A 14,183-nucleotide genomic window follows, 5' to 3' on the forward strand; every position below is an offset into this window, starting at 1 on the left:
GGGCTTCGTTTTCCGGCGCCTGTTGATGCCGGGCCGTGGGCTGTTCCGGAGCGGGAGCCTGAGCCTGAGCTGGAACCGGTGCCGGTGCCGGAGCCGGAGCGGGTGGTCCGGGGTGGTTCGCCGGTGGGTGTTGCGCTGGACCCTGACCGTTTCTCGTGCCCCGGAAGGGCCGGAGTGGCTGGAGACGCTGGGGAGTTCAGCGGATCCGGAGAGGTCGGTGCCGGGCGGGATCGTGCGGGCGGGGCCTGGCGGGAGCGGGTCGGGGTGGCTCTGCGGGAGCGGATGCCGGTGTGGATGCAGACGCGGTGCGGGCTGGAGCGGCGGAACGTGGTCGCGCTCGGTGTACTGCTCGTCGTTGCCGCGGTCTTCGCCGTGCAGCACTTCTGGGTGGGCCGGACCCAGCCCGTTCGCGCACCGGAGGTGGTGGGGGCGGCGGCTACCTATGGAGACGGAGATGGGGTTGGAGGCAGGGGCGGCGGGGGTGCGACTGCGGCTGCGGGGAAAGGGGCCGAACCGCGTGACTCGTCGGTCGGAGCGCGGGGTGCTCCGGGTGCTGGCGGCACCGAGATCGTCGTGGACGTCAGCGGCAAGGTCCGGGAGCCCGGGGTGCATCGGCTTCCGGCCGGTTCGCGGGTGACCGATGCGTTGCGGGCGGCGGGCGGGGTACGTCCGGGCACCGGCACCGAGGGGCTCAACCGGGCTCGGTTCCTCGTGGACGGGGAGCAGATCGTCATCGGCGGTCCGGCCCCTGCGGCGGTGCCTGGTGGGGGCGGCGGTGCGAACACCACAGGGGTGGCGGGCGCCGCTCCGACGGCTCCGGTCTCCCTCAACACGGCCACCGCGGACCAGCTCAACACCCTGCCCGGCGTGGGACCTGTGCTGGCCCAGCACATCATCGACTACCGCACCCAGCACGGCGGTTTCCGCTCGGTGGACGAACTGCGCCAGGTCAATGGCATCGGCGACCGCCGCTTCTCCGATCTGCGGGACCTGGTACAGCCATGACCCACGTCTCCTCACCGGCCCGCCCCACCGTGCACGCCGCCTCCGGAAGCCGGCGAGGTGCCGCACACCCTCAACAGGAAGGACCGACGGACCTACGACTCGTACCGCCCGCACTCGCGGCCTGGGCGACGGCGGCACTGGCACTGGACGCGTCACCAGGCTGGGTCACAGGAGTCGCCGTCGCCTCGCTGACCGTGGCGCTCGTGCTGCTGCTGGTGACGCGGCGGCGGGACAGGGCAGGCGGCAGCCCCGCCCCCTCACAGTTGGACGCCAACCTCTTACCGGAAGGCGTTCACCCCGCACCGTCATGGCGGCGGGCCGCATGGCCCCGTGTCTCGATCGCCGCCCTGCTCCTCTCCATCGCCGCTGCTGCCGCTTCCGCCGGGCTGCACGGGGCGGATCTGCGGCGTGGGCCGGTGCCCGAATTGGCGCGGGAGTACGCGACCGTGACCGCGGAGGTGGAGGTCGGTTCCGATCCGAGGTTGACCAGGCCCCGGGTCAGCGGGGATCACGCGGCCCCGGTCTCCGTGCTGATCGACGCCGAGGTACGGCGGGTCGAGGAGATGGACGGGACGGTCGTGGAGACACGGGCGCCGGTACTGCTGATCGTCGACCCGGGTTCGTCCACCAAGGGAGAGGGGGCGAGAGGGCGTTCCGGTGGTGGGCCCGAGCGTTCGCCTTGGCTACGGCTGCTTCCGTCGACGCGGGTGAAGGTGACCGCGCGGTTGGCGCCCTCGCTGACGAGCGGGGACCGGGTCGCGGCCGTGCTGCGGGTGCGCAACCAGCCGGTGCCGGAGGTGGTGGGGGAGCCGTCCGGAGCGCAGCGGTTCGCGGGGCGGCTGCGGGCCGGGCTGCGTGAGGCCACCGACGGGTTGCCGGCGGACGCGCGGGCGTTGCTGCCGGGGCTGGTCGTCGGGGACACCGCCCGGATCACACCCGAGTTGGACGAGGCGTTCAAGGCGACGGACCTCGCACACACCCTCGCCGTCTCCGGAAGCAACCTCACCATCCTGCTCGCCCTCCTCATCGGACCACCCGGTCTCGCCCAGCACGTCGAACGCCGGGGTCTGGCACCGCGGTTGGGTATCTCCCTCCGGGCGACCGCACTGCTGGGCGGGGTGCTCACGCTCGGGTTCGTCGTCGTGTGCCGCCCCGACCCGAGCGTGCTGCGGGCCGCGGCCTGCGGTGCCGTCGCGCTGCTCGCCCTGGCGACCGGGCGCCGCCGATCACTGATCCCGGCCCTGGCGACGGCCGTACTGCTGCTGGTGCTCTACGACCCGTGGCTGGCCCGCAGTTACGGCTTCCTGCTCTCCGTGCTGGCTACCGGTGCCCTGCTGACGCTCGCGCCGCGCTGGTGCGAGACGCTGCGTCGGCACCGGGTTCCGCCGCGGCTGGCCGAGGCGCTGGCCGCCGCCGCTGCCGCGCAGGCGTTGTGCGCGCCGGTCGTGGCCGTGCTGTCGGCGCGGGTCAGTCTGGTGGCGGTGCCGTGCAATCTGCTCGCGGAGATCGCCGTCGCGCCGGCCACGGTGCTGGGCTTCGCGGCGCTGGCGGCGGCGCCCGTGGCGATGCCGGTGGCCAAGGTCCTTGCCTGGGGCGCGAGTTGGCCCGCCGGGTGGATCGCGGACGTCGCCCGGACCGGCGCGGCGCTGCCCGGTGGGGGAGTGGACTGGCCGGGCAGTTGGACCGGGGCGCTGTTGCTCGCCCTCGCGGTCGCGGCCCTCGTGCTGGTCGGGCGGCGGCTGTTGAAGCACCCCTGGTTGTGCGGTGTCTGCGGGTTGTTGCTGCTGCTGATCGTGGTGGCGCCGGCGCCGTTGACCCGGGTGATCACGGGGTGGCCGCCGCCGGGCTGGAGATTCGCGATGTGTGATGTCGGTCAGGGCGACGCGACGGTGCTCGCCGCGGGCAAGGGCGCCGGCGTGGTCGTGGACGCCGGACCCGATCCCAAGCTGGTCGACCAGTGTCTGCGCACGCTCGGCATCACCAGGATTCCGCTCGTCGTCCTCACGCACTTCCACGCCGACCATGTGGCGGGGCTCCCCGGGGTGTTGCGGGGCCGTTCGGTGGGCGCCATCGAGACGACGTCCTTCGAAGAGCCCGCGGACCAGGCCGAGTTCGTACGGAGAGCGGCAGCGGAGCAGCACGTCCCGATCACCCGGGCCGTGGCCGGGGAACAGCGACGCACCGGCCCGCTGTCCTGGCAGGTGCTGTGGCCCCCACCGCGCCCGGCGCCGGACCCGGACGGGCCGAACGATGCCAGCGTCGCCCTGCTGGTACGGGCGGCCGGGCTGCGACTGCTGCTGCTCGGGGACCTCGAACCCCCGGCCCAGCAGGAGCTGTTGAGGTCACCGGCGGCCGCGTTGTTGGGAGGCGTGGACGTGCTCAAAGTCGCTCATCATGGTTCGGCTTATCAAGATCCGGACCTTATACGCAGGGTGGCCCCGCGGCTGGCGTTGATCTCCTGTGGAGAGAACAACACCTATGGGCACCCCGCCCCCAGCACGGTCGCGGCGCTGCGGGCCATGGGTGCGGTGGTCCTGCGGACGGATGTGGACGGGGCGTTGGCGGTGAGTGGGGAAGGAGACGGTCTGCGGGTGATACGGGAGTGAGGGAACGGGCGTGGCGCAGGCCACCGGCACGACCGGCACACCGTCTTCCGCTTCACCGGCACGCCCGGCACACCGTCGGCTCAGGTCCCGCCCGGCGGCACGTGCCCCGACTCGCACGTGATGCAGGCCCCGCTCAGTTCTCGCCCAGCAGTACCCTGACCGACCTCCACGCCGTGTCCGCCACGGTCCGTAGCGCCTCTGTCGTCGCGCCGTCGCGGGCCCGGTGCGACATGCCCTGGACGATGACTCCGGTGAACTCGGCGACCGCGCGGGCGTCGGTGCCGGCCGGGAGGGTGCCGTCATCCACGTCGGCTCTGACGTGGGACTCCAGGCGGTCGATGTTGGCGTTGCGGAGGGACTGGAGGCGGTCGGCGACCTGCTGCGCGGCGTCGGAGACCCGGGTGGCGGAGCCGATGATCAGGCAGCCGCCGGGGCCGTCGACGTGGGTGTAGGTCTCGGCCGCCTCGTACAGCAGCCGTCGGATCAGGACGGGGGAGCGTTCCTCCTCGTCGAAGGCGCGCTGCATGAAGCTGCCCCTGCCGTTGTTGTAGTACTCGACGGCGGCGAAGAAGAGGCCCTCCTTGCTGCCGAAGGCCGCGTAGAGGCTGGGGGTGTTGATCCCCATCTCCCGGGTGAGGGTGGCCACCGAGGTGCCGTCGTACCCGTGCCGCCAGAAGGCGAGCATGGCCTTCTCCAGGATCTCGTCGAGATCGAACTTGCGGCCCTGGCCGCGTACGCCTGCCATCGCGTGCTCCCACGTCGTCGTCGGTGAGCGGGTTCTGCCGGAGGTGCGGGCCGGGGGCACGGCGGCACACCGGCGTGATCCGTTATTCATGTAGCGATCGATATACGAATGGTAGTGTCGGCGAGCCGGCCCGAGGGCTTCCGCACCGCCGCCCGCCTCCTCGACGTCGACATCGCCGAATGCCTCCTCTTCGAGGACTCCACCCCCGGCCTCCTGGCCGCCCACCGCTCCGGCGGCACCCCCGTCGCCGTGGCCGCCCCCGCCACGGAACCCGCCCCGTACCGCGTCGACGACCTCACCGCCGTCACCGCCCACACCCGGGACGGCCGTATCCACCTGGAGATCCGACCACCCCGGGCACACACCGGACAGACGCGGGAGCTACGGCCATGAGCACGCGGCCCGTCACCGAGGACCGCGACGGCCGGGTGCGTACGGAGGTCGCCGTCGACCTCGGAGGGACCTGGCTGCGGATCCGCACAGGCTCCGAGGAGACCGTACGGCTGCCCGCGCCCAGCGTCCTCAACCGGCCCGGCGAGCAGCCCGAAGCGCTCCTGGAGCTGCTGATCGAGACCCTCGCCGGAGCGGTCCCGGACGGGGCGCGGGTGGCGATGTCCTGCGGTGCGGCCATGGACGAGGAACACGGGGTGCTGCACGGCTCGGGCCCGCTCTGGGGCGGTGGCCCCGACCGGCCCGTCCCGCTCCGCGCCCTGCTCACAGCCCGCCGCCCGGACGTCGACTGGCACCTGTTCAACGACGTCACCGCGGGCCTCGCGAGTTTCGTCGGGCGGTTCGGCCGCCCCCACCACCGCCGAGTCGTGTACCTCACGGTGAGCACCGGTATCGCCCTGCGCACCGCCGACCTCACCGAACGCTCCGTCCCGGTCGACGCCCACGGCATCCAGGGCGAGGTCGGCCACCTCCCGGCCGTTTCCACCGCGCCCGCCGCCGTCCGAGCCCTGCGCTGCCCCTGCGGCGGCACCGGTCATGTCGCCGCCCTGGCCGCCGGACCGGCCCTCCCGCACGTGGCCGCCGCGCTCGGCGTCGAACACCCCGAGAACATCCGCGACGCCCTCGCCACGCGGCTGTCGTCCGGGGACCCCGCCGCCCAGCGCCTGCTCACCACCGTCGTGGAACCCGTCGCCGAACTCGTACGCGTCCTGCGCTGTCTCGATCCCCGGATCGACCTCATCGGCATCGGCGGCGGCTACGCGGAAGGCCTCGGCGACCCCTACCGCGCCGAACTGGTCCGCCAGACAGGCGAGATACGCAGCTACGCCGACCGCGCCACCGGCCCCGACCGGACCGCGGACCGGCTACGGCTGTGCCGCCCCGGCGAGGTGGACCCGCTGACGGGCGCCGTCGCGCTCTCCCACGGCGCGTTGACCATCACCAAACACTGAACGCTGACCGGCACCAAGCGCTGACCGTCACCGAACGCCGAGACCCCCTTCACCATTTCACCCCTTCGCCCCGCTGCCCCGGAAAGGACCCCATGCCGATCACGGCCACCCACCGCGCGATCGTCCGCCACGGCACCACCTGCCGTATCGAAGAGGTCCCCACCCCGGACCCCGGCGAGGGCGAACTCCTGCTCGCGCCCGAGCACGTGAGCCTCTGCGGCACCGACATCCAGATCCTGCGCGGCGACCGCGACGACCCCTCGTCCGTCGTCGGGCACGAGGGCGCCGCCCGGATCGTCGCGGCCGGACCCGGCACCGACGGCTTCGCGCCCGGCGACCGGGTGTTCGTCAACCCCACCCACCCCGGCGACCCGTCCTTCCTCCTCGGTCACAACGTCCCGGGCCTCTTCCAGCAGCGCGTCCTCATCGGCGCCTCGGCCGTCCGCGGCGGCCTGGTCTCCTCCCTCCCCGAAGACCTTCCCGCGGCCCGCGCCACCCTCGTCGAGCCGTACGCCGTCGTCCGCTACGCCCTCTTCTGCCTGGCCACCTCGGCCCCCGACACCCTCGTCGTCCGCGGCGACGGCCTGACCGGCAATCTCGCCGCCCTGCTCGCGCCCCGCTTCCTCTTCCCCACGGTCCGGGTCGTCGTGGTCCACCGCACGGAAGCCGGTCTCGAATGGACCCAGGCCCACGTCCCCCACGCGGTGAGCGTCCTCGCGGACGACCCCCTCGCCCCGCAGGTCACGGGCTCCGTCGCGCTCCTCGTCACCACCCACCGCGGCGGCACCGTCCCCGCCGTCGAGGCCACCCTCACCGCCCTCGGCGAGCGCGTGGTCGCGATCCATCCCCTCGGCGGTGTGCCGCCCCGCGCCACCACCTCCCTGCTGCCGGGCGTCGATCTCGACGGCGTCCGCCGCGCCAACACCGGCGGTCCCTGGCCCCCGGCGACCACCACCTTCACCCGCCCCGGCCCGAGCGTCACCCTCAGCGGCAACCGCGGCGTCTCCAACCTCCAACTCCTCGCCGCCGCCGAGGCACCCTGCGCGCCGACAGCACCGCCGACCCGTCCTCACCCACGTCATGGACCTGGAACCCGGCGTCCAGCACCTCAACCGGATCATCGGCGACCGCACCCGCACCGTCGCCGGCGAACTGGTCGTCCGCCTGGTCATCACCCTGGGCAACGCCCCCGCCCACCCGCACGCACGGCCACCGCTGGAGTGAGACTGGGGGCATGAACCCCGCACAGACCGACGCCTACCTCCGCCGCCTGGGCCTCGCCCGCCCACCCGCGCCCACCGCCGACGCCCTGCGCGAGCTCCAGCTACGACATCTGCGGACCGTGCCCTTCGAGAACCTGTCGGTTCATCTGGGGGAGGAGATCGTGCTGGAGGAGAACCGCCTGCTGGAGAAGGTGGTGGGCGCGCGCAGGGGCGGGTTCTGCTACGAACTCAACGGCGCCTTCGGGGCGTTGCTCACCACCCTGGGCTTCGAGGTCACGCCGCTCGCCGCGCGGGTGCACGGGGACGAGGGGCGGCTGGGCATTCCGTACGACCATCTCGCGCTGCGGGTACGGGCGGTGGACGGGAGCGTGTGGCTGGCCGACGTCGGCTTCGGCAAGCACAGTCACCACCCGCTGGCGTTCGCGGAACGGGGCGGACAGCAGGACCCGGGTGGCACTTTCAGCCTCGTCGAGGCGGGGCCCGACCTGGATGTCGTCCAGGACGGCAAGCCGCAGTACCGCCTGGAGGTACGGCCCCGGGTGCTCGCCGACTTCGTGGCCGGGGCGTGGTGGCACAGCACGTCACCGGCCTCGCACTTCACCCAGTCACTGGTCTGTTCACGGCTCCTTGAGGACGGCGGGAGGATCACGCTCGCCGGCCGGACCCTCACGGTGACCAGCGGGGAGGGGACGCGGGACGTACGTGAACTGGCCACGGACGAGGAGGTGTTGGGGGTGTACCGGGAGCGGTTCGGGATCGAGCTGGGGTCGGTTCCGGAGGTGCGGGAGCGGGGGTAGAAAATGTCTCGCGTGAGCGATGTGAGACATGTGCTGGTGCTGCCCGACCGTGACGCGGCCCAGGAGGCGGCGGAGGCGCTCGGGGAGCGGTTCGCGCTCGACGAGGAACCGCGGCTGGTGCGGGACGCGCTGGCCGGTGAGGACGACGCCGAGGACGCGCAGTGGCTGCTCGTTCTACGGGACGAGGACGGGCGGCTCGATCCCGCGGCACTGGACGCGTTCGCGGGGGAGTGGGACGGCTGGCGCGAGGAGCCGTAGCGGCGGCCGGTTCTACGGTCGGACGCGCGCCCGAACCCGTACGCGCACCCGAACCCGTACTCGCCCCCCGTCCGAGCCGGCACGCGGCACGCGGGACGCGTTGTCAGTGGCGCGTGCGATGCTTTACGCGATGGCCAGGAAGACTGCGAATGACGACCCTCTCGCCCCGGTGACGCTTGCCGTGGGCCAGGAGGACCTCCTGCTCGACCGTGCCGTGCGGGAGGTGGTGGCCGCTGCCCGGGCCTCCGACGCCGACACGGACGTACGTGACCTGACTTCGGACCAGTTGCAGCCCGGCACGCTCGCCGAGTTGACCAGCCCGTCGCTCTTCGCGGAGCGCAAGGTCGTGGTCGTACGCAATGCGCAGGACCTGTCCGCGGACACGGTCAAGGACGTGAAGGCGTATCTCGGCGCGCCCGCCGAGGAGATCACGCTGGTGCTGTTGCACGCGGGCGGGGTCAAGGGCAAAGCGCTGCTCGATGCCGCGCGCAAGGCGGGGGCGCGGGAGGTGGCCTGCCCGAAGATGACGAAGCCGGCGGACCGGTTGGCGTTCGTGCGGGGCGAGTTCCGGGCGACCGGGCGATCGGCCACGCCGGAGGCCTGCCAGGCACTCGTCGACTCCCTCGGCAGTGATCTGCGCGAACTGGCGTCCGCCGTCTCCCAGTTGGTCGCCGACATCGAGGGGACCATCGACGAGGCGGTCGTCGGGCGGTACTACACGGGGCGGGCCGAGGCGTCGAGCTTCACGGTTGCGGACCGGGCCGTGGAGGGGCGGGCGGCGGAGGCGCTGGAGGCGTTGCGGTGGTCGCTGTCCACCGGGGTGGCGCCGGTGCTGATCACCAGCGCGTTGGCACAGGGGGTGCGGGCGATCGGGAAGCTGTCGTCCGCGCGCGGGGGACGGCCGGCGGATCTGGCGCGTGAGCTGGGGATGCCGCCCTGGAAGATCGACCGGGTACGGCAGCAGATGCGGGGGTGGACACCGGACGCGGTCTCCGTCGCGCTGCGGGCGGTGGCCGAGGCGGACGCGGGAGTGAAGGGCGGGGGGGACGATCCGGAGTACGCGCTGGAGAAGGCGGTCGTCGCGATCGCCCGCGCGGCCCGGTCCCGGGGACAGGCCTGACGGTCCCGCCCGAGGCGGACACAGCAATGCCCCCGAAGTGGGTCCGGGGGCACTGTACGTGGCGTGGCGACCACGATGTCTGTCCGTGAATCGAGGTAGAGGGCTCGACGTTGTCCTCACGGTGGATTGCTACTGGTCCGGTCCGCGCGAGCGCGGGCCGAGGCAAGTGCGGAGGATCAGCCCTTGAGCGCGGTGACCTTGGAAGCAAGCGCCGACTTCTTGTTGGCGGCCTGGTTCTTGTGGATGACGCCCTTCGCGACGGCCTTGTCGAGCTGACGCGCGGCAGCGCGCTGGTACTCGGTGGCCTTCTCGACGTCACCCGCGGTAGCGGCTTCGCGGGCCTTGCGGATCGCGGTCTTCAGGGAGGACTTGACGGCCTTGTTGCGCAGCCGAGCCTTCTCGTTGGTCTTGATCCGCTTGATCTGGGACTTGATGTTCGCCACGAATGAGCCTTTGCAGGTTCTGGCACGGGGCCGCACGGGTCCCGGGCCGATGATTTTCCTTGGGGTGTGTCTCGCACCGAGCGGGGATACCGGTCAGGGATGAGACACAGCCACCCAGGCTACCAGCCGCCCATGGGCCCACCCAAACCGGTCGCCGAGGGGCCGACGGCCACCGTCCCGCACCGGCCCGAACCGGACCGCACCCTTCGTCCGTCGGCCCAGGCCAGGCCCCTGACCCGGCTCCCGAGTCGGTCCCAGGCTTACCCGGACGTCTCCCCGAGTCCCCGAGCGGCCCGAGACATACCCGACCGCTTCCCCCACTTCCCGAGCAGCCCCTGAGCCGCCGAACCCGCCCCCGGACCGACCCGCGAAAACCCCCATGGTTACCCACCCGCACCGGCCCAAACCGGACCGCACCTCCCACGCGTGGGACGATGGAGCCTACGTATCGATCCGACCCGAGACCGCAGACACTGCGGACGCCTCAAGAATCAGGACCCTGCGTGCCCGCGATCCCCAGCCATGTGCCCGAGCCGAGCCGTACCGACCCGGCGCTGATCCGCAATTTCTGCATCATCGCGCACATCGACCACGGCAAGTCCACGCTCGCCGACCGGATGCTCCAGCTGACCGGAGTGGTCGACAGTCGGCAGATGCGTGCTCAGTACCTCGACCGCATGGACATCGAGCGCGAGCGTGGCATCACGATCAAGTCCCAGGCGGTGCGTCTGCCGTGGGCCCCCACCGAGGGGGCCGACAAGGGCAGTACCCACATCCTCAACATGATCGACACCCCGGGACACGTCGACTTCACGTACGAGGTCTCGCGGTCGCTCGCCGCCTGCGAGGGCACCGTGCTGCTCGTGGACGCCGCCCAGGGCATCGAGGCCCAAACCCTCGCCAACCTCTACCTGGCGATGGAGAACGACCTCACGATCATCCCCGTACTGAACAAGATCGACCTGCCGGCCGCGCAGCCCGAGAAGTTCGCGGAGGAGCTGGCCAACCTCGTCGGGTGCGACCCCGACGACGTGCTGCGGGTGTCCGCCAAGACCGGTATCGGTGTCGACGTACTGCTGAACAAGGTCGTCAAGGAGGTCCCGGCGCCGGTCGGGAACGCGGACGCGCCCGCCCGCGCCATGATCTTCGACTCCGTCTACGACTCCTACCGCGGTGTCGTGACGTACATCAGGGTCATCGACGGACAGCTCACCAAGCGCGAGAAGATCCGGATGATGTCCACGAACGCCACGCACGAGCTGCTGGAGATCGGGACGAACTCGCCGGAGATGCTCGGCGCGGACGGCCTCGGGGTCGGCGAGGTCGGCTATCTGATCACCGGTGTGAAGGACGTCCGCCAGTCCAAGGTCGGTGACACGATCACCACCCTGCACAAGGGCGCGACCGAGGCGCTCGGCGGTTACAAGGACCCCAAGCCGATGGTCTTCTCGGGCCTGTATCCGCTGGACGGGTCCGACTACCCGGAGCTGCGCGAGGCCCTCGACAAGCTCCAGCTCAACGACGCCGCGCTCGTCTACGAGCCGGAGACCTCGGCGGCGCTGGGCTTCGGCTTCCGCGTCGGTTTCCTCGGGCTGCTGCACCTGGACGTGATCCGGGAGCGGCTGGAGCGCGAGTTCGGCCTCGACCTCATCGCGACCGCGCCGAACGTGGTGTACCGGGTCGAGATGGAGGACGGCAGCGAGCACGTCGTCACCAACCCGAGCGAGTTCCCCGAGGGGAAGATCGACAAGGTCTACGAGCCCGTCGTCCGCGCGACGATCCTCGCGCCGTCGGAGTTCATCGGTTCGATCATGGAGCTGTGCCAGACCCGGCGCGGCACCCTGCTCGGCATGGACTACCTGTCCGAGGACCGGGTCGAGATCCGCTACACGCTCCCCCTCGCGGAGATCGTCTTCGACTTCTTCGACCAGCTGAAGTCCAAGACCCGCGGCTACGCCTCGCTCGACTACGAGCCCACCGGCGAGGTCGACTCCAGCCTGGTCAAGGTCGACATCCTGCTGCACGGCGACAAGGTGGACGCCTTCTCGGCGATCACGCACAAGGACGCGGCGTACGCGTACGGCGTGCGACTGGTCGCCAAGCTGCGGGAACTCATTCCGCGGCAGGCCTTCGAGGTGCCCATCCAGGCCGCGATCGGCTCCCGGGTCATCGCCCGCGAGACCATCCGCGCCATCCGCAAGGACGTCCTCGCCAAGTGCTACGGCGGTGACATCTCCCGTAAGCGGAAGCTGCTGGAGAAGCAGAAGGAGGGCAAGAAGCGGATGAAGATGGTGGGTTCCGTGGAGGTTCCCCAGGAGGCCTTCATCGCGGTGCTGTCCAGCGACGACAGCGGTCCCGGAGCCAAGGGCAAGAAGTAGCGGCGATTCATGGGGCCCGTTGCGCTTTTGCGCGGCGGGCCCTATGTGTTGGGTCTGTACGAAGTGGTCACGGCTCTGTTCGAAGTGACCGTCCGCCGCCCCTTACGCACCGGCCGGTCGCGGCTTACTCTGATCACTGCTCGATAGTTACTCGCGAGTTAAACAACAGCCGTAGCAATGAGCCAGCCGCACTGTCGCGGGCCCGGAGGATGTCGTGAGCGACACACAGACCCTGATCGAGAACCGTCCGCCGTCCGTGGCGGGCCTCTTCCTGGAGCGCGTGGCGGCCACGCCGGACGCCGAGGCCTACCGCTACCCGGTGCCGGCGGCCTCAGGTGAGGGCCCCGACGACTGGAAGTCGCTGACCTGGGCGCAGGCCGCCGAGCGGGTCTACGCCATCGCGGCCGGCCTGATCGAGCTGGGCGTGGAGCCCGAGCAGCGCGTCGCCCTCGCCTCCGCCACCCGCGTCGAGTGGATCCTCGCCGACCTGGGCATCCTGTGCGCCGGCGCCGCCACGACCACGGTGTATCCGCAGACCAACGCCGACGAGTCGACGTTCATCCTCGCCGACTCCGACAGCAGGATCCTGATCGCGGAGGACGCGGCGCAGCTCGCCAAGGCCCGGGAGAAGCGCGCCGACCTGCCCGAGCTGACGCACGTCGTGGTCATCGACCCCACCGGCGTCGAGACCGGAGCCGACGAAGGCGACTGGGTGCTGACCCTCGCCGAGCTGGAGCAGCGCGGTGCCGCGTACCTGGAGAAGAACCCGGACCTGATCAAGGAGCGGGTCGGGGCCATCACCAAGGACCAGCTCGCGACGATCATCTACACCTCGGGTACGACCGGCCGCCCCAAGGGCGTCCGCCTCCCGCACGACAACTGGTCGTACCTGGCGAAGGCCATCGCCGCGACCGGACTGCTCGGCCCCGAGGACGTGCAGTACCTGTGGCTGCCGCTCGCCCACGTCTTCGGCAAGGTGCTCACCTCCGGGCACATCGAGATCGGGCACGTCACCGCCGTCGACGGCCGCGTCGACAAGATCATCGAGAACCTGCCGATCGTGCAGCCGACGTACATGGCGGCCGTCCCGCGCATCTTCGAGAAGGTCTACAACGGCGTCGCCGCGAAGGCACGCGCAGGCGGTGCCTCCAAGTACAAGATCTTCCAGTGGGCCGCCGAGGTCGCCCGCGAGTACGCCAAGGTCACCCAGGACAACTTCCGCCGCACCGGCACGGCCACCGCGCCCTTCGGTCTCGCCGCCAAGCACAAGGTCGCCGACGCGCTGGTCTACGCGAAGATCCGCGAGGCCTTCGGCGGCAAGCTGCGCGCGTGCGTCTCCGGTTCGGCCGCGCTCGCGCCCGACATCGGCTACTTCTTCGCCGGCGCCGGCATCCACATCCTTGAGGGCTACGGCCTCACCGAGTCCTCCGCGGCCTCCTTCGTGAACCCCGGTGAGGCCTACCGCACCGGCACGGTCGGCAAGCCGCTGCCCGGCACGGAGGTGCGCATCGCGGACGACGGCGAGATCCTGCTGCGCGGCCCCGGCATCATGGAGGGCTACCACGGCCTCCCCGAGAAGACCGCCGAGGTCCTGGAGTCGGACGGCTGGTTCCACACCGGCGACATCGGCGAGCTGTCCCCGGACGGCTACCTGCGCATCACGGACCGCAAGAAGGACCTGATCAAGACCTCCGGCGGCAAGTACATCGCGCCGGCCGAGGTCGAGGGCCAGTTCAAGGCCGTCTGCCCCTACGTCTCCAACATCCTGGTCCACGGCGCCGACCGGAACTTCTGCACCGCCCTCATCTCCCTCGACGAACCGTCCATCCTGGAGTGGGCGAAGGACAACGACCTGGCCGGCAAGTCCTACGCCGAGGTCGTCGCCGCACCCGCGACGGTCGCCATGGTCGAGGGCTACGTCAAGGAACTCAACGAGGGCCTCCAGCGCTGGCAGACCATCAAGAAGTTCCGCCTCCTCCCGCGCGACCTCGACGTCGAACACGGCGAGATCACCCCGAGCCTCAAGCTCAAGCGCCCGGTGGTGGAACGGGAGTACAAGCACCTGATCGACGAGATGTACGCGGGCTCGCGCGAGGCGTGACCATGTGATGGGCCCCGCGCCCCGAAGGGGCCGCGGGGCCCATCAGGGGCGCGGGGAACTGCGCGACAAGCCCCCACCGGCCCGCAGGCAACAACGCACCCACC

12 protein-coding genes are annotated in these 14,183 nt (G+C 71.3%); 10 read left to right on the plus strand and 2 right to left on the minus strand.

Annotated elements, in window-relative coordinates; all coding sequences use genetic code 11:
• Nucleotides 1-123: 123 nt before the first annotated feature.
• Together OG714_RS33425 and OG714_RS33430 are read left to right on the plus strand one after the other, a co-directional pair.
• Nucleotides 124-1,005, plus strand: a complete 882-nt coding sequence (locus OG714_RS33425) for a helix-hairpin-helix domain-containing protein (RefSeq protein ID WP_406126610.1) — start codon at nucleotides 124-126, stop codon at nucleotides 1,003-1,005.
• Entirely contained in the window at nucleotides 1,002-3,611 is a 2,610-nt protein-coding gene (locus OG714_RS33430) for a ComEC/Rec2 family competence protein (RefSeq protein ID WP_406126611.1), read from the plus strand. The genes OG714_RS33425 and OG714_RS33430 overlap by 4 nt, the downstream gene beginning before the upstream one ends.
• 133 nt (nucleotides 3,612-3,744) lie before the next feature.
• On the opposite strand, the gene OG714_RS33435 is transcribed toward OG714_RS33430, so the two are convergent.
• Nucleotides 3,745-4,446 carry a TetR/AcrR family transcriptional regulator gene (locus OG714_RS33435; RefSeq protein ID WP_406126612.1) on the minus strand — a complete coding sequence of 234 codons (702 nt, stop codon included), beginning with the start codon at nucleotides 4,444-4,446 and terminating at the stop codon, nucleotides 3,745-3,747.
• Nucleotides 4,447-4,470: 24 nt separating this feature from the next.
• On the opposite strand from OG714_RS33435, the gene OG714_RS33440 reads away from it, so the two are divergent.
• The 6 genes from OG714_RS33440 (at nucleotide 4,471) to holA (ending at nucleotide 9,157) form a co-directional block, all read left to right on the plus strand.
• Nucleotides 4,471-4,749, plus strand: a complete 279-nt coding sequence (locus OG714_RS33440) for a hypothetical protein (RefSeq protein WP_406126614.1) — start codon at nucleotides 4,471-4,473, stop codon at nucleotides 4,747-4,749.
• On the plus strand, nucleotides 4,746-5,759 hold the full coding sequence (locus OG714_RS33445; RefSeq protein WP_406126616.1) for an ROK family protein: 1,014 nt from the start codon (nucleotides 4,746-4,748) through the stop codon (nucleotides 5,757-5,759). The genes OG714_RS33440 and OG714_RS33445 overlap by 4 nt, the downstream gene beginning before the upstream one ends.
• Before the next feature lie 92 nt (nucleotides 5,760-5,851).
• Nucleotides 5,852-6,997 carry an alcohol dehydrogenase catalytic domain-containing protein gene (locus OG714_RS33450; RefSeq protein WP_406126617.1) on the plus strand — a complete coding sequence of 382 codons (1,146 nt, stop codon included), beginning with the start codon at nucleotides 5,852-5,854 and terminating at the stop codon, nucleotides 6,995-6,997.
• Nucleotides 6,994-7,779, plus strand: a complete 786-nt coding sequence (locus OG714_RS33455) for an arylamine N-acetyltransferase (protein ID WP_406126619.1) — start codon at nucleotides 6,994-6,996, stop codon at nucleotides 7,777-7,779. Before OG714_RS33450 ends, OG714_RS33455 begins: the two co-directional genes overlap by 4 nt.
• A 12-nt stretch (nucleotides 7,780-7,791) precedes the next feature.
• Complete coding sequence (locus tag OG714_RS33460; protein WP_406126620.1) at nucleotides 7,792-8,037, plus strand: hypothetical protein; 246 nt, start codon at nucleotides 7,792-7,794, stop codon at nucleotides 8,035-8,037.
• Nucleotides 8,038-8,167: 130 nt separating this feature from the next.
• Nucleotides 8,168-9,157 (plus strand): DNA polymerase III subunit delta, encoded by a 990-nt coding sequence (holA, locus tag OG714_RS33465; protein ID WP_406126622.1) that lies wholly within the window; start codon nucleotides 8,168-8,170, stop codon nucleotides 9,155-9,157.
• A gap of 176 nt (nucleotides 9,158-9,333) precedes the next feature.
• Here holA and rpsT read toward each other — a convergent pair whose 3' ends face one another.
• Nucleotides 9,334-9,600, minus strand: a complete 267-nt coding sequence (gene rpsT, locus OG714_RS33470; RefSeq protein ID WP_329249620.1) for a 30S ribosomal protein S20 — start codon at nucleotides 9,598-9,600, stop codon at nucleotides 9,334-9,336.
• 503 nt (nucleotides 9,601-10,103) lie between these two features.
• On the opposite strand from rpsT, the gene lepA reads away from it, so the two are divergent.
• Nucleotides 10,104-11,978, plus strand: a complete 1,875-nt coding sequence (gene lepA, locus OG714_RS33475) for a translation elongation factor 4 (protein ID WP_365300338.1) — start codon at nucleotides 10,104-10,106, stop codon at nucleotides 11,976-11,978.
• Between the two features lie 214 nt (nucleotides 11,979-12,192).
• A complete protein-coding gene (locus OG714_RS33480) occupies nucleotides 12,193-14,079 on the plus strand; it encodes an AMP-dependent synthetase/ligase (protein WP_406126624.1) in 1,887 nt (628 codons plus the stop codon).
• Nucleotides 14,080-14,183: the final 104 nt, after the last annotated feature.

The organism is Streptomyces sp. NBC_00989 (assembly GCF_045162655.1).
Taxonomy (GTDB): Bacteria; Actinomycetota; Actinomycetes; order Streptomycetales; family Streptomycetaceae; genus Streptomyces.

Bases quoted from the DNA above. Each gene is read 5' to 3' on its own strand.
- OG714_RS33430 (WP_406126611.1), top strand. From the start codon at position 1,002: ATGACCCACGTCTCCTCACCGGCCCGCCCCACCGTGCACGCCGCCTCC.
- OG714_RS33435 (WP_406126612.1), bottom strand. From the start codon at position 4,446: ATGAATAACGGATCACGCCGGTGTGCCGCCGTGCCCCCGGCCCGCACC.
- OG714_RS33445 (WP_406126616.1), top strand. From the start codon at position 4,746: ATGAGCACGCGGCCCGTCACCGAGGACCGCGACGGCCGGGTGCGTACG.
- OG714_RS33450 (WP_406126617.1), top strand. From the start codon at position 5,852: ATGCCGATCACGGCCACCCACCGCGCGATCGTCCGCCACGGCACCACC.
- OG714_RS33455 (WP_406126619.1), top strand. From the start codon at position 6,994: ATGAACCCCGCACAGACCGACGCCTACCTCCGCCGCCTGGGCCTCGCC.
- holA (WP_406126622.1), top strand. From the start codon at position 8,168: ATGGCCAGGAAGACTGCGAATGACGACCCTCTCGCCCCGGTGACGCTT.